The organism is Nonomuraea sp. B10E15 (assembly GCF_039871615.1).
Taxonomy (GTDB): domain Bacteria; phylum Actinomycetota; class Actinomycetes; order Streptosporangiales; family Streptosporangiaceae; genus Nonomuraea.
In genome coordinates this window covers 110370-128984 of the sequence record NZ_JBDPMB010000003.1, presented here as the reverse complement: position 1 = coordinate 128984, position 18615 = coordinate 110370, and the positions used below count along the sequence as shown (strand labels likewise).

Sequence of the window (18615 nt, the reverse complement as noted above, 5' to 3'; positions counted from 1 at the left end):
GCGTTCACAGTGATCCCGAACCACGGCCGCAGCAAGGCCCAATCATGCGGACGGAGCGCGCCCGCGGCGGGCCGGGACGGGGCACTCCGGCGGGTACCGGACGCCGCCGCATGAGCGTCGATCTTGTCCCGAGACATCCGGCAAAGCGGTGAGACGTTCCTCGCGTGGCGTTACACGACGTTACGAGAGCGACTACTTAGAGTGATTAATGCTTGTCACTTCGTGATAACAGGGGGAGAACGTGAGAAGTAAGCTCATAGCCACAGGTGGCGCTCTGGCCACCGCCGCCGCGCTAGTCGCCATAGCCGCTCCTGCCCACGCTGATGAGGTCACCTGCGCCTTGAGCGTGTCCGACGCCACCCACACACTCCGCATCGACAAGTGGGGCGTCCACGCGTCCCGTCACGACCAGGAGGCCTGCTCCGACCGCCGCGAGCGCACCGACGACCGTCACAAGCGCAAGGCCTTCCGTTACGGCGACATGACGGCTCAGACCGCGGAAAACCAGGAAGCCGCGGAAGCCCGGAACGTCGAGGAAGCGGAGAAAACCGAAGCCGCCTACGACGTACGCGAGCCGGAGAAGTCGCAGGAGACCTGGGAGTCGGAGGAGGCGGAGACCTCCGAGGAGGCCGCTGAGTCCGAGGAGGCCTGGGAGTCGGAGGACTCTGAGGAGGCCGCTGAGTCCCAGGAGGCCTGGGAGTCGGAGGAGGCCGCTGAGTCGGAGGAGGCTTGGCACTCTGAGGAGGCCGCTGAGTCGGAGGAGGCCTGGGAGTCGGAGGAGGCCGCTGAGTCGGAGGAGGCTTGGCACTCTGAGGAGGCCGCTGAGTCCGAGGAGGCGTGGCAGGCGGAGGAGGCCGCCGAATCCGAGGAGGGCTGGGAGTCCGAGGAGGCCGCCGAGTCCGAGGAGGCGTGGCACTCCGAGGATGCCCAGCGGGCTGAGGAGCACGACACCACCGACCTGGAGGCCATGGAGGACGACAGGTACGCCAGGGACTGGAAGCGCGGGCACCACGGTGACCGCCACCACCATGGCTACCGTCCGCACCACCACTGGGGCTGGCCGCACCATGGCTACCGCCCCTGGGGGAACCCGTACGCCTGGCCTGGCATCTGGTACGGCCAGCACTAAGCGGACGGCCTGGCTGAGCCAGCGCTGACAAGGGTTGGTTCGATCCTGTTCGGGCCGATTCGTGCGGTCCCGGGACACGGCCACGTGGCCCGGGACCCTTCCCCGGAAGTCCGGGCTCCCCTGCCTGTTGACGACCTTTGTGACACTGCCGCCCGGCGCTCCGGCGCCGGCCCGGTCCCCCCTTCCGGGCAGCGCCGCCGGCGACGCGGGACACCGTGACTCCCGGCCGCCTGAATGCCGCCCGCCGCGACCGCGCCGGGATCCGCCCGCCTACCGGTCGACGATCTCGTTCTTGCCGATGACCACGACCCCGCCCCGCGTCAGCGCGAACCGGGTGCGGTCGTACTCGAGGTCGAAGCCGATCCGCGCGCCGTCGGGAATGACGACGTTCTTGTCGATGATCGCCTTGCGCACCACCGCGCCCCTGCCGATCTTGACGTTCTCCATCAGGACGGAGTCCTCCACCCGTGAGTGCGAGTGGAGCACCACCTTGGGCGACAGGACCGACCGGATCGCCGTCCCGCCGGAGACGATCACGCCGGGCGACACCAGCGAGTCGATCGCCCGCCCCACCCGGTCGCCGTCGTTGTGCACGAACTTGGCGGGCGGCAGCGGGTCGTGCCCGGTGAAGATCGGCCACTTGTCGTTGTAGAGGTTGAACACCGGGTGGGCCGAGATGAGGTCCATGTGGGCGTCGTAGTAGGCGTCGAGCGTCCCCACGTCACGCCAGTAGCCCCGGTCGCGCTCGCTGGAGCCGGGGACGATGTTGTGCGCGAAGTCGTACACGTCGGCCCCGCCCGACTTGACCAGCATGGGGATGATGTTTCCACCCAGGTCGTGCTTGCTCGTGGGGTCGAGCGCGTCCTCGCGCAAGGCGTCGATCATCGACTGCGTCTTGAACACGTAGTTGCCCATCGACGCGAACACCTCGTCGGGCGAGTCGGCCAGCCCCACCGCGTCTTTCGGCTTCTCCCTGAAGGCGACGATCCGGCGTCCCTCGGGGTCGGTCTCGATCACGCCGAACTGGTCGGCCAGCGACAGCGGCTGCCGGATCGCCGCGACGGTGACGTCGGCGCCGGAGTCCTCGTGCTGCTCGACCATCTGCTGCGGATCCATCCGGTAGATGTGGTCGGCCCCGAACACGATCACGTGCTCGGGCATCTCGTCGTAGATCAGGTTGAGGTTCTGGAAGAGCGCGTCCGCCGACCCGGAGAACCAGCGCGGGCCGAGCCGCTGCTGTGCGGGCACCGGGGTGACGTAATTGCCCAGCATCGCCGTCAGCCGCCAGGTGCGCGACACGTGCCGGTCGAGGCTGTGGTTCTTGTACTGCGTGAGCACGACGATCTTCAGGAAGCCGCCGTTGGCCAGGTTGGACAGCACGAAGTCGATGAGCCGGTACATTCCCCCGAACGGCACGGCCGGTTTGGCCCGATCCGCCGTGAGCGGCATGAGCCTCTTGCCCTCTCCACCTGCCAGCACGACCGCAAGCACCTTCCGGGACCTCATGTTCTGGACGCTACCCTCAAATGGCCGATCTATCGACGAAAGCCCGCACGGCGGCATTCGCGCGTGTCCGGATTTGCGGATCAATGTGCCCGCCGGAGCTTCCCGGGCAGGGCCTCCCCGACGTGTCGCGGGCGGGCAGAACCGGCCAACGGCGCAACACCCGCCCCTTGTGGTGGTCCGCCGGATGCGGCCGCCATAAGGTCGTGTCATGCGCGTTGATCTGCTCAGCCGTGAGTACCCGCCGGAGGTTTACGGCGGAGCCGGGGTGCACATGGAATACCTGGCCAGGGAGCTGCGACAACTGGCCGACGTGCGGGTGCGCTGCTTCGGGGCCGCGCGCGCCGAGGCCGGGGTCGCGGCCTACCGGGTGCCGGGCGGGCTGGAGAGCGCCAACGCCGCGCTCCAGGTGCTCGGCGTCGACCTGGAGATGGCCGCCGCCTGCGAGGGCGCGGACGTCGTTCACTCGCACACCTGGTACGCCAACTTCGCCGGGCATGTCGCCAAGATGTTGCACGGCATCCCCCATGTGGTCACCACGCACAGCCTTGAGCCGCTGCGGCCGTGGAAGGCCGAGCAGCTCGGCGGCGGCTACACCATCTCGTCGTGGGCCGAGCGCACCGCCCTGGCCGCGGCCGACGCGGTGATCGCGGTGTCGGAGGGCATGCGACGCGACGTCCTGGCCGCCTACCCCGAGATCCCGCCCGGCAGGGTCACCGTCGTGCACAACGGCATCGACACCGCGGAATACGCCCCCGACCCCGGCCTCGACGTGCTGAAGAAGCACGGCGTCGACCCGGGCAGGCCCTACGTCGTGTTCGTCGGCCGCATCACCCGCCAGAAGGGCCTGGTCCACCTCCTGCACGCGGCGCGCTCCTTCGACCGCGGCGCCCAGCTCGTGCTCTGCGCGGGAGCGCCCGACACGCCGGAGATCGCCGCCGAGGTGACCGCCCTGGTGCGTGGCCTCGACCGCGACGGGGTGTTCTGGATCCAGGAGATGTTGCCCAAGCCGGAGGTGATCCAGCTGCTGACGCACGCGACGGTGTTCGTGTGCCCGTCGGTCTACGAGCCGATGGGGATCGTCAACCTGGAGGCGATGGCCTGCGAGACGGCCGTGGTCGCGACCGCGACGGGCGGCATCCCCGAGGTGGTGGCCGACGGCGAGACCGGGCTGCTGGTGCCCATCTCCCAGAGCGGCGACGGCACGCCGCACGACCCCGAGCGGTTCGCCGCCGACCTGGCCGAACGCGTCAACGCCCTGCTCGGCGACCCGTCCCGCGCCGAGGCGATGGGCCGGGCCGGCCGCGCCCGCGCGGTCGGACACTTCTCCTGGTCGCGCATCGCCCACCGCACGCGCGACCTCTACACATCCTTGCTCGCGTGAGTTCTGCCTGCCCGCGAACCGGCACGGTCGAGCTGACCGCAGGCGGTGAAGCGACGGCCAGCTCCGAGGAACTGCTGAGAATGTTCCAGCAGACGATGATCTCTCGAGGGCTGACCGTCCCGGAGACATATGAGTGGTACGCGGGGTGGAGCAACGGCTACGTGGAGTTCGTCCCGGTGGAATAGCGCTCGTGGCGCGTCAGTGGATGCGTTCCAGGACGACGACCGGGATCTCGCGGTCGGTCTGGCGCTGGTAGTTGTCGTAGTCCGGCCAGGTGGCCGTCATCAGCCGCCAGAGCTCCGGCTTCTCCCCAGGGGCCGCCGTGCGGGCGCGGGCCTTGAACCGCTGGTCCTTCACCTGCACGTCGACGTCCGGGTTGGCGAGCAGGTTCTTGTACCACTCCGGATGGTCGGGGTCGCCGCCCTTGGAGGCCACGATCACGTGGTCGTCGCCGTGCCGCTGGTAGATGAGCGGCGTCGTGTACGGCCGGCCCGACTTGCGGCCCTTGGTGGTGAGAAGGAGCACTGTGGTGTTGTTCCAGTCGTGTCCTTCGGCGCCATCGGTTTCCTGATAGCGCTGGACATGTTCCTTGCCGTAGAGCATGGATCCTGTCTACCCGCGACCGGCGTGACCTCACCGTGACGTGCCAGGGTCTGTACGAGAAGTTGGCGGTCGCCGTCGCGGGCGGGCCGGTCACGCCGGCGTTCGACCTGCCGATGTCCGGCGTCTCCCGGATCGAGCCGACACCGTGATCAGCATGTCTGTACGCGGGCGCACGCTGGTGAGAGCCTTTGGCCATGACCGATCCGGCCGAGGCGCTGGCCGCCCGCATCGAACGCTTCGAGCAGGCCGCTGATCCCGAGCTGATCTGGGATCCCGCGGCGCTGGCCGAGGCCGAGGAGGCGATGCGCGCGTGCGCCGGCGACCGCTCCGACGCCGCCGCATGGCGCCTGATCGGCATGCTGCACCTCGCCCGCTACCGGCTCGACCAGCGCGTCACGCAGGACGCCGCGGTGGCGGGCGCGTTCTTCGCCGCCGTGGCGCTGCTCGACCCGGGGCGGCTGCCCGAGCGGCTGCGCGGCTCCAGCATGCCTTCCGGCGACTCGGCCGCCGGCTGGGCCGGTCTGGTCGAGGAGATCTTCCGGCTGGTGGACCCGGGTGGGTACCCGCACGTCGGGCTGCTGATCGAGGCCCTGGTCCGGCACGCGGTGGCGCGTCCGGGGGCGGAGGAGGTCGCCGAGCGGCTGGGCGAGCTGCTGCTGCAGGAGTCCGTACGCCCATCCGATCCGGCCCGCTCGCCCGAACCGGCACGTCCGCCTGACCCCGCGTCTTCGCCGGGCCCGGCGCGAGCCGGTGATCCCGCCGGTTCGCCTGGCCCCGTGCGGCCGCCCGGCACCGGCGGAGCGGACGAACCGGCCGGAGCATCAGGATCCGCCGAGCCTGAGCCCGTCGGGTCTGAGCCCGAGCGCGACCGGACCGCCGGATCCGCCGGCCCGGACGGGCGCATGCGTGCGACCGGCCCCGCGTGGGCCCCACGCGCGCTGTCCGCGCTGGGGAGCGGCCTGGTGCGGCTGCACGAGGAGACGGGCGCGCCCGAGGCCGCCGACGACGCCGTGCACCTGCTGTTCCGGGCGGCACTTGCCGACCCCGTCGCCCACACGGGTGAGCTGGCGGACGCGCTCAGCCGCGCCGCGCCCGGCGACGAGGAACTGGTCAGGGCCTATCTGGGGGCGGCGCAGAGCCCTCCGGGCAGCCAGGACAGGTCGCAGGCGCTGCGCGCGCTCGTCGACCTCACCCGTGACCGGGCCGACCGGTCGCTGGCGGACGGCGACCTGCTGGCGTTCATCAGGGTGGGGCAGTGCGCGCTGGACTTCTGGCACGAGCCGTGGGCCACGTCCGGGGTGGTGGCTCCGTACGCGACCGGGCTGGTCGAGTGGTACGTGGTCACGGGGGACGAGCGCTCGCTCGAAGCCGGCACGGAAATGCTGGAGGCGATCCGCGTGACGCCCGGCGAGACGATCCGGGGGCTCGGCGCGGACCCCGTCGCGCGGCTCGTTCTGCTGGGCGAGCGCCGCAGGAGGCGCTACGCCGTCACCGGCGACCTCGCCGACCTGGACGCCGCCGTCGGCGCCGCACGCGAGGGGGCCGCGCTCGCGCCCACCGGTCACCCCGAGCGTGCCCGCCTGCTCGCCGGCCTGGCGAACGCGCTGCTCGACCGAGCCGTCGCCACCGGCGGTGATCCGGCCGAGCCGGTCGCGGCCGCCCACGCGGCGCTCGCCGCCCAGGACCGGCGCCACGCGGCCAGGGCCGAGGTGCTGCTGCTGCTCGGCCGGGCGCTCCGGCTGCGTCTCACCGCGGAGAGTGCCGACGAGGCCGTCACCGCGCTGCGCGAGGCCCTGACGGCCGGCGACCGGCCGGCGCTGCGGGCGGAGGCGTACAGGCTGATCTCCGAGGTGCTGCGGTGGCGCGCAGAGCGGGCGGGACGGACGCAGGACCTGGACGACGCCGTGGACTCCGCCCGCCAGGCGGCCGAACTCGCCCTCAAGATCGCCCGGGACCCGGCCCCCGCCCAGCAGGCGCTGGGGGAGGCCCTGCTGGCCCGCTTCTCCGCGCGCGGCGACGCCGACGACCTGAGCGAAGCCCTGATCCTGGCCACACCGATCCCCGCCCCGGCCGCCGCCGCCGGCGGCGGCTCCGGCCTGCTGCCGCGGCTGGGAGACCTGCTGGACGGCCTGGTCGAGCAGCCGGAACCGGCGGCGGTGGACGAGCGGCTCGCGCAGGCCGCGACCGAGCTGGCCCTGCGCTCGCCGGACGAGGAGACGGCGGGCAAACTGCTGCGGCTGGCCGAACGGCGGACGCGAGCGCCCGGGGAGCGCGGCGAACACCTGCTCCAGGTGGCGTCGCGGCTGGCCGAGCTGGGCCGTCCGCACCTCGCCGGTGACGTGCTGGCCCGGGCCTGCGCGGCGTTCGAGGAGGCGGGGTCGCGCTCGCGGATGGCGTACGCGCTGTCCGAGCAGGGAGCAGGGGAGGAGGACGCCGGCCGGCTCGACCGGGCGCTGGAGGCGTACGAACGGTCGGCCGCGCTCTACCGCGAGCTGGGCGAGCCGGGCTCCGAGGCGCTCCAGCTCGGCAGGAAGGCCGCCGTTCACCTGCGCTCCGGCGACCCGGCCGGAGCCGTCGAGGAGCACCTGCGCGCCATCGCCCTGTGCGAGGACGCCGGGCTGGCCGCCGAGGAGGCCTCCCACCAGGAGCGCGCGGCCGGCGCCCACCTGGCCGCCGGCGACCCCGCCGCGGCCGTGGCCCGCACGGCCAGGGCCCGCGAGCTGTACGCGGAGCTGGGCGAGACCGAACGTGCGGCCATGGCCCTGGTGCCCGCCGCCAGGGCGGCCGTCGACCAGGGCGACCTCACGGCGGCCGGCGAGCGCATCACCGCCTGCGCCAGGGAGCTGGAGGCGGCGGGAGCGTGGGAGGAAGCCTGCAGGACGCTCGACGCGCACGCCGTCATCCTGGCCGGGCGCGGCCACCGGGCACAGGCGGCCGCCTGCGAGACCCGGCTGGTGGAGATCGTACGGCGGAGGGGACGGCGCCGCGAGCCCGCCGACGAGTGGTACCGCATCGCGCAGCGCCGCCGTGAACGCGGTGACACGGCCGGCGCGCGGTTCGCGTTCGAACTGGCCGAGCGCGAGTACGAGGCCGCCGGCCACGACGACGGGGCCGGATCCGTCCGGTACAACCTGGGCGCGCTCGCGTACGCGGAGGGCGAGCCGCAGCGGGCACTGGAGTACTTCGGCGCCGCGGCGGAGGCCTTGGCCCGGCTGCGCGCCCCCGCCAAGGAGTCGACGGCGCTCACCATGCGGGCCGCCTGCCTGGCCGTGCTCGACCGTGCCGAGGACGCCTCGGCGGACCTCGACCGGGCCTCGGAGCTGGCCGCCGTCGCGGGCGATCGCGAGGCGCTCCTGACCGCCGCCCTGGGCAGGGCCGCTCTGGACGTGCGGCTCGGGGACCTGCGGGAGGCGGCGGAACGCCTGCGCTCCGCGCTCGGGGCGGCCGCGGGCGACCCGGTCAAAGAGGCCGTCGTACGCGATCGGCTGGCGGCGCTGGCCGCGCTCACCGGCGATGTGCCCGCGCAGGTGACCGCGCTGGAGCAGGCCATGGCGGGCTACCGCGAAGGCGGCCAGGACCGGCTGGCGGCGCTCGCCTCCACCCGGCTCGGTTTCGCGCTGGAGCGGCAAGGCGAGTTCCGCCGCGCCAGGGCCGCGCTGGAGACCGGCCTGGCCGGGCTGGAGACGGCCGGGGACGTGGTGGGGGTGCCGTTCGAGGTGATCGTGCCCGTGGCGGGGGAACTGGACGTCGAAGTCCTGTCCCGGCTGGCCGCCATCCAGCTGGCCCTCGGCGACGTGACCCGCGGCCGTGCCACCCTCGACCAGGCGCTCACCACTTCGCGGGCGGGCGGCGGCCGGGACGCCAGGGCGGAGCGGCTGGAGCTCTGGCTGCGGATCGAGGAGGCGGAGGCCGCAGGCGACCTGCCGGCGGCCCGCACCCTCGCCGAGGAGGCGCTCACCGCCGCGGAGCGCGCCCTCGCCGACCCGGCCCCGGTCGAGCCGGATGTCGCCGGGACGGGTCCGGGTTCCGCTCCGGCGGAGCCCGTCGAGAGCACGGAGGAACGCTCGTACCTTCTGGCCAAGCTCTCCACCCTCTGCCGCGCCCTGGGAGACCCGATCGCCGCACGCGACCATGCGGCGCGCGGCCACCGGCTACGCGACGGCCACCGGATCGAGCACCTGCGGAACCTGGGGGCGGCGGTCAGTGACCTCGGACGGACGGACGAGGCGGTCCGGCACCTCGCCGAAGCCGTCAGCCTGGCCAGGGCAACCCGGTCGGCCCTCCCGGTCCGGCTGGTCCAGGCCCTTGACCTGCTCGGCCGTACGCTCACCGCGCAGGCCCGGTGGCAGGACGCCGCGAACGCCTTCGACGAGGGACTCGCCCTGGCCGCCGCCCCGGTCTGGCGCGCCCTGAGAGCCCCGCTCCTCGCCGGACGGGCCGCCCTCCACCTCAGGCTGGACGAACTGGACGAGGCGGCGTCCCGCTACCAGCAGGCGCTGTCCATCAGCGAGGAACTGGGCGTCCGGACCGGGCTCGCGGACGCCTACGCTGACCTGGCCCTGGTCCGCACGCTGCGCGGGGAACCGGACGAGGCCAAGCCGCTCGCCGAACGGTGCCTGACCCTGGAACGTGCTCATGGCAGGGGTCACGGCGTGGTGCTGGCCCTGATCGCCCTCGCCCGTCTGAGCCCGGCCCGGGCGCCAAGGCTCCTGGAGGAGGCGCTGGCCCTGGCCGAGGAGCTCGGCTACCGCCCCGGCAGGGCCCTCGCGCTGAGCCGCCTGGGCGCGCGCGACGTCACGACCTCCTCGTACGCCCGCGCCCGCCTGCGGCTGTCCACGGCCATCGACCTGCTGGCCGAACTCGGGCACGACCTGGAGCTGGGCGTCGCCTGCCACCATCGTTCCCTGGCCGCGGAGGCGCTCGGCGACCTGCCCGCCGCGCTGGCCGACGCGGAACGCGCCTTCGAGCTCGGCCACCTGCCCGCCCGTGACCGGGCCTTCGACCTCGCCGTACGTCTTCGCCGCGGCCTGACCGCCTGGACCATCCTCGAACGCGTCAAGCTCGAGACGCTGGCCGCCCACCTCGACCCCCCGCCGCGCCCGCCCGAAGGCAGCGGCGACACCCCGGAACAGCCCGGCCCGGCCTCCGTTCGGCCGGGCGGCGCGTCGCGTCCCGTTCCCGTGCGAGGCGAGCCCGGCCCGGCGGCCGCGGAGGGGCCGGGCGAGATGCTGGAGGCCGGGCGGCGAGGGCTCGACGCGGTGCGCACGCTCATGACGGCAGCCCGCAACACCCGGGACCCGGAGCAGGCGGCGGAGCTGATCCGGCGCGCCCGCGAGGCCAGGGCCGACGTGGAGTCGTCGTGGCGGCGCACGGAACCTCCGGCCCCGATCCACGTGGCGCTACGGCTGGGCGCCCCGCCCGGCCGGGCCCAGCTGGACGCCCTCGTCGCGCCCGGGCCGGCCGTGCGCTCTCCGGCCGGCACCGGCGCCGCCTCCCGGGGGGCCGTTGGACTGCTCGGGTTCTCCGTGGGGGAAGGCGCCGTCACCGTGTTCGCCCATCGCACGGGCTGGGCCGAGCCGCGGGTGTTTCCCACCGCCGCGGGCCGGGATGTCCTCAGCGACTTCCTCGCCGCCGCGCGCGAGCGGCCTGGACTGCTGGACGTCGAGGCGCGGCGGCGGCGCGCGGACCTCTGGAAGCGGCTGGCCGATCTGCTGCTGCGGGAGGCGCTCCAAGCCTTCGGCGACGACCTCGACCTCGTGCACCTCCTCCCGCACGCCGAACTGCACGGCATCCCGCTCCACGCGCTCGCCCCGGACGGCCGGACGCTGATCGAACGGTTTCCCGTCGCCTACGCCCCGTCCGCCGCCGTCCTGGCCCGCCTGGCGCGGCGACCCCGGGCTGGTGGCGGGAGTTCGCTGGTGCTGGGCTTCCCGCGGGGGGACGGCGCGAAGGCTCCCGTGGAGGCCGAGGCGGAGGAGGTGGCCGCCCTGCTCGGCACCAGGCCCCGCACCGGCCCGTCCGCCACCTCGGCACTTCTGCCCGGCACGTGGGACGTGCTGCACCTGGCGTGCCACGGCGTGTTCGGTCAGGGCGGCGACCCCTTCGGCTCCGGCGTCCGGCTCGCCGACGGCCTGCTCACGGCCAGGCGGCTGATGGGCATGGACGTCGACGCCGGCCTCGTGGTCCTCACCACCCACGAGCAGACCGGGGAGGAAGCCCGTGCGCAGGTCCGCGGGGGTGCCCGGGTGGCCGTTCCCGGTGCGGAGGACGTGGCCGCGCTGGGGCACGCGTTCCTGAACGCGGGGGCCAGGTCGGCGCTGCTGGCGCTCTGGCCGGTGGCGCCCGAGATCACCCTGGCTCTCCTGCGCGACTTCTACGCCAGGCGGCGCGACGGCGAGGGCGAGGCGCGGGCCCTGCGCTCGGCCGTGCTGGGGTTGCGCGAGCTCTACGGCTCCGCCGAGCCCGACCTCTGGGCGCCGTACGTGCTGGTCGGCCTGCCCTGCTGAGCCTAGAGGTAAGGGCGGGCCGCGCTAACCAGCTCGGCCGCGGCGTCGCGGGTGTCGATGGAGAGGGCGGTGCCGGGCGTGCGCTCCCGGACGTCCTGGTCGCGGATCGCGAACACGGCGGGGGCGACGCCCACGTCGCCGTAGCGCCCGGTCACGGCCTCGCCGATCGCTTGTCGCAGGTCGCGGACCACGCTGCGCGCGGTGTGGCCGGTGCCCGAGGCGGCGAGACGGCCCAGCATCCCGGTGAAGCGCAGCTCCGTCTCGGCCGCGGGACGCTGCCCCGGCAGCACGGGCCGGTCGAGCCAGAACACCTTCCCCGCCAGGAACGCGGCGTAGCCCGCGCCGTCGTGGCCGAGCACGCGCGCCGTCTCGGCGAGCAGCTCCCCGAACTCGGCCAGCTCCGCCCCCGGCGGCAGGTCCGTGGTGACGAACAGGGGCACGATCAGCGCGTCGAGCATGGCAGTTTCCCTCCGTGAGGAGGCTCATCGTAGGACGCCCCACCGACAATCGCGGATCGCGCCACTCCGCCTGCCCGGCGGGTCCGCCCGGTAAGAGCGGTAAGGTCACGTAAGTGGCTGAGGCTCTCCTGATCACCGGCACCGTGGGTGTGGGGAAGACGTCGGTGGCGGACGCCGCCGGCGACGTTCTGTCCGACGCCGGCGTGCCCAACGCGGTCATCGACGTCGACTGGCTCCGCCGGGCCTGGCCCGCGCCCCCCGGCGATCCCTTCAACGGGGCCCTGACGATGCGCAACCTGCGCCCGGTGGCGGCCAACTTCCTGGCCGCGGGCGCGCAGCGGCTGGTCCTCGCCGGCGTCGTCGAGAGCCGCGCCGAGCGCGCCTCCTACGCGGAGGTGCTGGGTGTCCCGCTCACGGTCTGCCGGCTCCACGCCGCTCTCCCCGAGGTACGCGAGCGGCTGAGAACACGCCACACCAACGATCCCGGGTCACTTGACCGGCACCTGGAGAGGGCCGGGGAATTGGCATCGATTCTGGACGCGGCCCAGGTCGAGGACTACGCCGTGGACGCCGGCGCGGGCCCTCCCGCGCAGGTCGCCGCCCTGGTCGTCAAGGGGTGGGGCGTCTAGCGCTCGGTCCACTCGTCCTCGAGCGCCGAGTGCACGATGGAGTCGCGCCAGCCGTGCGGCGTGTGCAGGTGGTGGCGGATGCGGCCCTCCTCGACCATGCCCGCCGTCAGCATCGCGAGCTGCGCCGGCAGGTTGGCGGGGGAACGGGCGCCCCAGATGCGGTGCAGCCCGAGCTGCTTGAAGCCGAACTTCAGCAGCAGGCGCACGAGGTCGGTGCCGATGCCCCGGCCCCACTGGCCGGGATGGAGCCCGAAGCCGATCTCCGCGCTGTGCGGGTGGTCGGCCTCGACGCGCAGGCGGGCCACCCCGATCACGTCGCGGCGCCCGGCGTCGATCACGGCCAGCACGTAGAGGCGGCGCGGCTCGGCGCAGGCGGCCTCCATGGCCTGCTGGACCAGCGCGGTCACCTCGTGCAGGCCGCGCGGGGTGAAGGGCATGTGCTGGGTCGCGGCGGGGTCGCCGTAGACGGCGTGCAGGGCGGTGACGTCGGCCTCCGTGACGTCACGGAGGCCCAACCGTTCACCCTCGCACAGGACACGCCGCATGCGCAGACGGTAACGGAAGTCCCGCGATCTCTACAAGTGGATGTCAAGTGGCGAGTTGACTTCCGTAAGCTCGCGCGACAAGTTCGGCGATGGCGCTGTGGGAGCCGAGCGGCTCCGCGTGCCCGGCGTTGGTCGCCGCGGCCGCCTGCTCGACGATGCCCTGCGGGGCCTCATGCCCGATGATGCAGGGCGCGATGGCGAGGCGCTCAGCGCCGGCCTTGCGCAGTTGCCGGGCCGCGAGGACGACGCCGGGCTCGCTGTCCATCGAGGCGGCGAGGACGGGCAGCGTGAGCCTGGAGGCCAGGAGCACCGCGGTGGCCTGCACGGCCTGCACGGCCCGCTGGCCGCCCGCCGTGCCGAGGATGACGGCGTCGGTGGGGCTGGAGACGTTCAGCAGGCGTACGCGGTCGACCCTGGCCAGGCCGCGCTCGGCGAGGCGGATGTGCAGCGCCTCGGCCAGCAGCGGGTGCGGCCCGAGCGCCTCGGTCACGACGGCTCCCGAGCCGCTGGCCGCGACGGCCTTGCCGATCTCCGCCATGACGACGGGGTCTTCCCAGGTGAGCAGCGGCACGACGACGGCGTCACGGCCGGAGGGCAGCGAGTCGGCAAGGTCGGTGACGCTCTTCAGCCGCACCTCGATCTGCGGGTGGTCGACGCGTACGACCGCCGCGATCTCCTCGGCCACTCCGGCGGTGTCGCCCGGGGTGGCGAGCACGAGCAGGGGGGCGTCCGACGGCAAGGACGTGGGCACGGGACGGCGGTGGCGACCGCCTCCCGGCCGGGGGGCACGTTCGCGTACAGGCAGGCTCACAGGCGCGCAGTTTATGCCTATTCAGGGCCGCCTGTTCCGTGAATCGATGGCGATTCCGTCACAACCTGCCATGCCTGGCAACGAGATGGACCGCTCCGCTCGCTGTGAGTGATCGAGATGGGTTTGTGATGGCCGGAAAGATTGACTAGCCGGTACGAAACGGAAACTCTTGAGCCACTAGAAACGCGTTCTAGAGCGACAGTCTCAGGTCCGTCCCCGGAGGATGGGAATGAAGCCGTTCTATGTCCGCGAACTGAGCGTTTATCCCGTCGGCCGTCGCAGGATCTTCCTGCTCGCGATAGCCGTGCTGGCCAGTCTCGTGGTCAATTTCGAGACCACGATCGCCACCATCCTGCCCCTGCTCATGGACGACCTGGGCATGTCGCTCACCGTCTACGGCCAGATCGCCGCACTGTCCGTGCTGGTGGGCGGTATCTCGGCCGGTTTCGGCGGCATCCTGTCCGACCGGTGGGGCCGGGTCAAGATCCTCGTGCCGACCCTGACCGTCACGGCCGCCTGCAACTTCCTGCTCGCCACCGTCGACACCGTGGCCGGGCTGTTCTGGATCCGGTGCCTCATGCTGTTCATCGAGGGCGCCGGCATCACGATCACCGCGTCGCTGGTGCGGGACTTCTCGCCGCGCATGGGGCGGGCGCAGGCGTTCGCGTTCTGGACGTGGGGGCCGGTCGGGGCCTCGTTCCTGGCCGCGCTCATCGCGGGCTTCACGCTGCCGCTGTTCGGCAACGCGTGGCAGTCGCAGGCGATCATCATGGGCGTCGTGTCACTGACCATGTGCGCGATCATCGCCTGGAAGATCGCCGAGCCGTCGGCCGCGCTGCGGGCGCAGGTGCTGGAGGACGAGCAGGCCGTACGGGTGGGGGAGATCGTCACTCACGGTAAGGTCAGGGAGCTGTTCAGGCACCCGCACCTGTGGGCGCACGTGCTCGGCAACACCGGCTGGCAGGTGCTCTACTGGACGTTCGCCATCTTCGGCCAGACGATCCTGTCGGGCGCGTTCGGCATGGACCCGGCCGTGGCCAACCGGGTCGTCGCGCTGAGCATCGTGGTCAACGCCCTGACCGTGGTCGTCGTCGGCCGCATGTCCGACCGGCTGCGGCTGCGCAAGCCGTTCATCGCCGTGGGGACGGTGCTGACGACCGGTGCGATGGCGTACTTCATCGCCCTGATCGGTCCCGGCGTCCCCACCGCCCACGTGACCATCGTGTACGCGCTGATCCTGCTGTTCATGGGCATCGCGTACGTGCCGTGGATGGCCAGCTTCTCCGAGAACGCCGAGGACGTCGAGTCCCGGCTGCAGGGCTCGGCGCTGGGCATCTGGGGCATGGTCGTCCGCGTCATGATCGTGGTCCTGCTGGTCGTCTCCCCGATCGTCGTCGAGGCCGGCGGCTGGCAGACGTGGCTGACCGTGGCGCTCGCCGGCCAGGTCGTGTTCCTGGTCTCCATGGCGGCCTTCAAGGGCCGCTGGCGGCCGGAGCGGACCGCGGCCCCCGAGACCGCGGCCTAGCGTGCGGGCACGACGACCGACTGCGGGTTGCCTGGGGCGTACACGGTGATGCCCTGCGGCAGTGACTTGAGCTTCTCGATCTCCGCGCAGGACGGGCACTTGTCGTAGCCGTCCTGCCTGGCCCTGTTCGCCTCCGCCTCCGCCTCGGCTTGGGCGACCTTCGCCTGGGCCTCGGAGACGGCCGCGGCGGCGGCCAGCGAGCGGTCCACGGCCTTCTGCACCTCTGCGGGCAGCGTCACCTTGACCAGCGTGAAGCGGAGCCCGGTCAGGAAGTCGCCGCCCAGCGTGGCGGGCAGGTCGCGGGCCAGCGAGGCGTTGACCGCGTCCTGCACCTTGGCGATGGTGGCGTTGCTGTCCTGCGGCTTGAGGCCGGAGCTCTCCAGCAGCGAGCAGGAGGGCACCAGTTCGGCGCAGCGCATCGCGCCGATCTGCCCGCGCAGCGCGTTGTCGATCACCGGCCGGACGGCCTGGCCGAAGAAGGCCGCCCAGCCCTGGTCGCCGTCCCACGGGTAGAGGGAGCTGTCGTCCTGGGCGCGGAAGGTGCGCGTCCCGTACTTGTCGTCGAACTTCTTCAGCGTCCCGTGGTCGAGGTTGAGCGTGAAGTAGAGGGTGCCCTCGATGCCGAGGTTCACGCCGTCGCTGCTCGGGACCGTCACCACGTCCACCCCGAGGGCGGTCGCCCGCCTGGTGTCCGCGGTGATCGTGTAGAAACGCTGCTGCGCCGGATAGCGGTGCACCGACGACCACATGCCGGTCCAGGTCACCCCGGAGCCGGGGTTGATCACCTCGCGCACCTTGTTGTCGTCGAGCGGGCCGCCGTCGCGCACCACGGCCACCTCGCCGCCGCTCGTGCTCTCCATGCCGCCCACGCCCCCGACGAGCAGGGGGATCACGATGATCGCGGCAACGACGGCCAGGGCGATTCTCATCCGGATCCTCTCGCGCGGGCGGCGTTGGCAGCCGCCGCCCGCGGCTTTCGCGGCATTCCTGCGGATCTCAGGCGAACGGGCCCACCTGGCCCGGCAGCGAGGGCCTGGCGGGTACGTCGGGGTCGTCGGCGAGGTCGAGGTCGCGCGTCTCGGGGGCGATGGCCAGGCCCACGGCCGTCACCGCCAGGGCGGCGACCACGTAGACCGACACCGCCACCGTCGTCTGGAACGTGTGGAAGAGCTGGAGAGCGATGACCGGGGCCAGCGAGCCGCCGACGATGCCGGCCACCTGGTAGCCCATGGACGCGCCGCTGTAGCGCAGGCGCGTGCTGAACAGCTCGGCGATGAACGCGGCCTGCGGGCCGTACATCGCGGCGTGGGTGACCAGCGCCACGATGGCGGCCAGCGCGATCAGGGGGAAGGACCTGGTGTCGAGCAGCGGGAAGAACGCGAACACCCACACCGCGGCGGCGACCACGCCCGCCAGGTAGACGGGCCGCCGGCCGTACCGGTCGGACAGCGCGCCGGCCACGGGGATCAGGCCGAGCTGCAGCGCCGACGCGATCAGCACCGCGTTCAGCGCGTACGAGCGCGGCAGGTCCAGCTCACCGGTGATGTAGACGATGATGTACGCCGTGAAGGTGTAGAAGGCGACATCGACCCCGATCCGCGCGGTGAAGGCCGACAGCAGGGCGCGCGGGTGGGTGCGCAGCACCTCGAGCAGCGGCATCTTCGCCTTGGCGCCGTGCTGCTCGACCTCGGCGAACAACGGCGACTCCGAGATCTTGAGCCGCACCCACAACCCCACGAAGACCAGCGCGCCGGACAGCAGGAACGGCACCCGCCAGCCCCACGACAGGAACGCCGCGTCGGACATCGTGAAGGACATGACCGTGAGCAGGCCCGTCGCCAGCACGTAGCCCGCGGGCACGCCCACCTGCGGCCAGCTGGCGTTGAAGCCGCGCCGCCGGCCGTCGCCGTGCTCGAGCGACATGATGACCGCGCCGCCCCACTCGCCGCCGAGCCCCAGGCCCTGCACGAACCGGAGCAGCGCCAGCAGGATCGGCGCGATCACGCCGACGCTCGCGTAGCCGGGCAGCACGCCGATGAGGAACGTCGAGACGCCCATCACCAGCAGCGTGACCACGAGGACGGTCTTGCGGCCCGCGCGGTCGCCGAAGTGGCCGAACACGATGCCGCCCAGCGGGCGGGCCACGAACGCCACGGCGTTGGTCGTCAGCGAGGCCAGGATGGCGTTGAAGGGGTCGAGGTCGGGGAAGAACAGCTGGGGGAAGACGAGGGTCGCCGCGGTGGTGTAGAGGAAGAAGTCGTACCACTCCAGCGACGTGCCGATCAGGCTGGCGAGGATCACCCGCCGGGTCTGTTGCGTGGAGCCTGACATCGAATGCTCCTAGAGTTGATGGGGGATAGTTTCAACGTAAGGATCGTTGAACAATTCGACAAGAGGTTTGCTCCATGATTCCCTGTCGATTGTGGATAACGTGGTTGCCGATCTCTCCCAGGACCGGCCCCGCCTGGGACGCAGCAGCACGGCGGAACGGGTGGCCGACATCCTGCGCGACCGCATCAGCGAAGGCTTCTTCCCTCCGGGGCAGCGGCTCTCGGAGGAGTCCATCTCCGAGGCGCTCGGCGTCTCGCGCAACACGCTGCGCGAGGCGTTCCGGCTGCTCGGCCACGAGCGGCTGCTCGACCACCGGCTCAACCGCGGCGTGTTCGTCCGCCTGCCGTCCGCCGCCGACGTCTCCGACCTCTACCGCGTGCGCCGCGTGCTCGAAGGCGCCGCGGTGCGGCGTACTCCCGGCGAGGCGGAGCTCGCGACGATCGGCGAGGCCGTCCGTGACGCCGAGCGGGCCGCCGCGAAGGACGACTGGCAGGCCGTCGGCACCGCCAACATCCGCTTCCACCAGGCCCTCGTCTCGCTCATCGGCAGCCCGAGGATCGACGAGGCCATGCGCCAGCTGCTGGCCGAGCTGCGCCTCGTCTTCCACGTGATGGAGAACCCGCGGGCCTTCCACGAGCCGTTCGTCGACCGCAACCGCACGCTGCTCGAGCTCATCGCGTCGGGCGGGCCCGACGTGGCCGCGGCCTACCTCGACGACTACCTCGACCACGCCGAGCGGCTGCTCATCCACGCCTTCGAACCGAGCCGCTAGCGTGGGCGCATGGACCGGATCTTCACCCTCGACGAGGCCCGTGCGCTGATCCCCGCCGTGATCGAGGACGCCCGCGTCGTGATCTCCGCCCGCGCCGACCTGGCGGAGATCGATTTCGACCGGCGTACGAAAGGGCGCTCCGAGCTCGGCGGCCTGCCTGAGCTGAAGGGGCTGCAGGCCCGCGTCGAGGAGATCCTGAGCGGATGGAGCGAGCAGGGGATCGAGGTCAAGGGCATCGCGCCCGTGCTCGTCGACTTCCCCTCCGAGCTCGACGGCGTGTCCGTACGGCTCTGCTGGATCGAGGGCGAACGCGAGCTCGCCTGGTATCACCGCACCGAGCTGGGCTTCGCCGGCCGCCGCCCGCTCTGATCAGCGGTCCGCGCACCCGGCCTGCCGCACCCGGGCGATACCGGCCACGG

The 18615-nt window shown here is 72.6% G+C and carries 15 protein-coding genes; 8 read left to right on the top strand and 7 right to left on the bottom strand.

Annotation, left to right across the window (positions count from 1 at the left end):
- Positions 1–340 precede the first annotated feature (340 nt).
- The gene (locus ABGB14_RS13485) at positions 341–1129 is read left to right on the top strand and encodes a hypothetical protein (RefSeq protein ID WP_347643953.1); all 789 of its coding nucleotides are present in this window, start codon (positions 341–343) and stop codon (positions 1127–1129) included.
- Positions 1130–1399: 270 nt separating this feature from the next.
- On the opposite strand, the gene glgC is transcribed toward ABGB14_RS13485, so the two are convergent.
- Positions 1400–2635: a glucose-1-phosphate adenylyltransferase gene (gene glgC / locus ABGB14_RS13480; RefSeq protein WP_347621076.1), complete on the bottom strand. Its 1236-nt coding sequence runs from the start codon at positions 2633–2635 to the stop codon at positions 1400–1402.
- Between the two features lie 208 nt (positions 2636–2843).
- Between glgC and glgA the strand changes: the two genes are divergently transcribed.
- Together glgA and ABGB14_RS13470 are read left to right on the top strand one after the other, a co-directional pair.
- Positions 2844–4016, top strand: coding sequence for a glycogen synthase (gene glgA, locus ABGB14_RS13475; RefSeq protein WP_347643952.1), 1173 nt, complete (start codon positions 2844–2846; stop codon positions 4014–4016).
- Positions 4013–4201: a hypothetical protein gene (locus ABGB14_RS13470; RefSeq protein ID WP_347643951.1), complete on the top strand. Its 189-nt coding sequence runs from the start codon at positions 4013–4015 to the stop codon at positions 4199–4201. Before glgA ends, ABGB14_RS13470 begins: the two co-directional genes overlap by 4 nt.
- Before the next feature lie 13 nt (positions 4202–4214).
- Here the strand turns inward: ABGB14_RS13470 and ABGB14_RS13465 are convergent, their stop codons facing one another.
- Positions 4215–4619, bottom strand: a complete 405-nt coding sequence (locus tag ABGB14_RS13465) for a nitroreductase family deazaflavin-dependent oxidoreductase (protein ID WP_347643950.1) — start codon at positions 4617–4619, stop codon at positions 4215–4217.
- Between the two features lie 194 nt (positions 4620–4813).
- Here ABGB14_RS13465 and ABGB14_RS13460 point away from each other — a divergent pair, with 194 nt between their 5' ends.
- On the top strand, positions 4814–11125 hold the full coding sequence (locus ABGB14_RS13460; protein WP_347643949.1) for a CHAT domain-containing protein: 6312 nt from the start codon (positions 4814–4816) through the stop codon (positions 11123–11125).
- Positions 11126–11127: 2 nt separating this feature from the next.
- Here the strand turns inward: ABGB14_RS13460 and ABGB14_RS13455 are convergent, their stop codons facing one another.
- Positions 11128–11583, bottom strand: coding sequence for a hypothetical protein (locus ABGB14_RS13455; protein WP_347643948.1), 456 nt, complete (start codon positions 11581–11583; stop codon positions 11128–11130).
- 113 nt (positions 11584–11696) lie between these two features.
- On the opposite strand from ABGB14_RS13455, the gene ABGB14_RS13450 reads away from it, so the two are divergent.
- Entirely contained in the window at positions 11697–12212 is a 516-nt protein-coding gene (locus ABGB14_RS13450; protein WP_347643947.1) for a hypothetical protein, read from the top strand.
- On the opposite strand, the gene ABGB14_RS13445 is transcribed toward ABGB14_RS13450, so the two are convergent.
- Positions 12209–12757, bottom strand: a complete 549-nt coding sequence (locus tag ABGB14_RS13445) for a GNAT family protein (RefSeq protein WP_347643946.1) — start codon at positions 12755–12757, stop codon at positions 12209–12211. The two genes, ABGB14_RS13450 and ABGB14_RS13445, sit on opposite strands and share 4 nt — an antisense overlap.
- 43 nt (positions 12758–12800) lie before the next feature.
- The gene (locus tag ABGB14_RS13440) at positions 12801–13508 is read right to left on the bottom strand and encodes a hypothetical protein (protein WP_347643945.1); all 708 of its coding nucleotides are present in this window, start codon (positions 13506–13508) and stop codon (positions 12801–12803) included.
- Between the two features lie 289 nt (positions 13509–13797).
- Here ABGB14_RS13440 and ABGB14_RS13435 point away from each other — a divergent pair, with 289 nt between their 5' ends.
- Positions 13798–15093 (top strand): MFS transporter, encoded by a 1296-nt coding sequence (locus ABGB14_RS13435; RefSeq protein ID WP_347643944.1) that lies wholly within the window; start codon positions 13798–13800, stop codon positions 15091–15093.
- Here the strand turns inward: ABGB14_RS13435 and ABGB14_RS13430 are convergent.
- A complete protein-coding gene (locus tag ABGB14_RS13430; protein WP_347643943.1) occupies positions 15090–16022 on the bottom strand; it encodes an SPFH domain-containing protein in 933 nt (310 codons plus the stop codon). The two genes, ABGB14_RS13435 and ABGB14_RS13430, sit on opposite strands and share 4 nt — an antisense overlap.
- A gap of 67 nt (positions 16023–16089) precedes the next feature.
- Entirely contained in the window at positions 16090–17424 is a 1335-nt protein-coding gene (locus ABGB14_RS13425) for an MFS transporter (RefSeq protein ID WP_347643942.1), read from the bottom strand.
- Positions 17425–17524: 100 nt separating this feature from the next.
- On the opposite strand from ABGB14_RS13425, the gene ABGB14_RS13420 reads away from it, so the two are divergent.
- Positions 17525–18196 (top strand): GntR family transcriptional regulator, encoded by a 672-nt coding sequence (locus ABGB14_RS13420; RefSeq protein ID WP_347643941.1) that lies wholly within the window; start codon positions 17525–17527, stop codon positions 18194–18196.
- Between the two features lie 9 nt (positions 18197–18205).
- Positions 18206–18565 carry a DUF2203 domain-containing protein gene (locus ABGB14_RS13415; protein WP_347643940.1) on the top strand — a complete coding sequence of 120 codons (360 nt, stop codon included), beginning with the start codon at positions 18206–18208 and terminating at the stop codon, positions 18563–18565.
- Positions 18566–18615: the final 50 nt, after the last annotated feature.

Coding starts and splice junctions, on each gene's coding strand:
- ABGB14_RS13435 (WP_347643944.1), top strand. CDS start 13,798: ATGAAGCCGTTCTATGTCCGCGAACTGAGCGTTTATCCCGTCGGCCGT.
- glgC (WP_347621076.1), bottom strand. CDS start 2,635: ATGAGGTCCCGGAAGGTGCTTGCGGTCGTGCTGGCAGGTGGAGAGGGC.
- glgA (WP_347643952.1), top strand. CDS start 2,844: ATGCGCGTTGATCTGCTCAGCCGTGAGTACCCGCCGGAGGTTTACGGC.
- ABGB14_RS13445 (WP_347643946.1), bottom strand. CDS start 12,757: ATGCGGCGTGTCCTGTGCGAGGGTGAACGGTTGGGCCTCCGTGACGTC.
- ABGB14_RS13465 (WP_347643950.1), bottom strand. CDS start 4,619: ATGCTCTACGGCAAGGAACATGTCCAGCGCTATCAGGAAACCGATGGC.
- ABGB14_RS13415 (WP_347643940.1), top strand. CDS start 18,206: ATGGACCGGATCTTCACCCTCGACGAGGCCCGTGCGCTGATCCCCGCC.
- ABGB14_RS13425 (WP_347643942.1), bottom strand. CDS start 17,424: ATGTCAGGCTCCACGCAACAGACCCGGCGGGTGATCCTCGCCAGCCTG.
- ABGB14_RS13430 (WP_347643943.1), bottom strand. CDS start 16,022: ATGAGAATCGCCCTGGCCGTCGTTGCCGCGATCATCGTGATCCCCCTG.
- ABGB14_RS13460 (WP_347643949.1), top strand. CDS start 4,814: ATGACCGATCCGGCCGAGGCGCTGGCCGCCCGCATCGAACGCTTCGAG.
- ABGB14_RS13455 (WP_347643948.1), bottom strand. CDS start 11,583: ATGCTCGACGCGCTGATCGTGCCCCTGTTCGTCACCACGGACCTGCCG.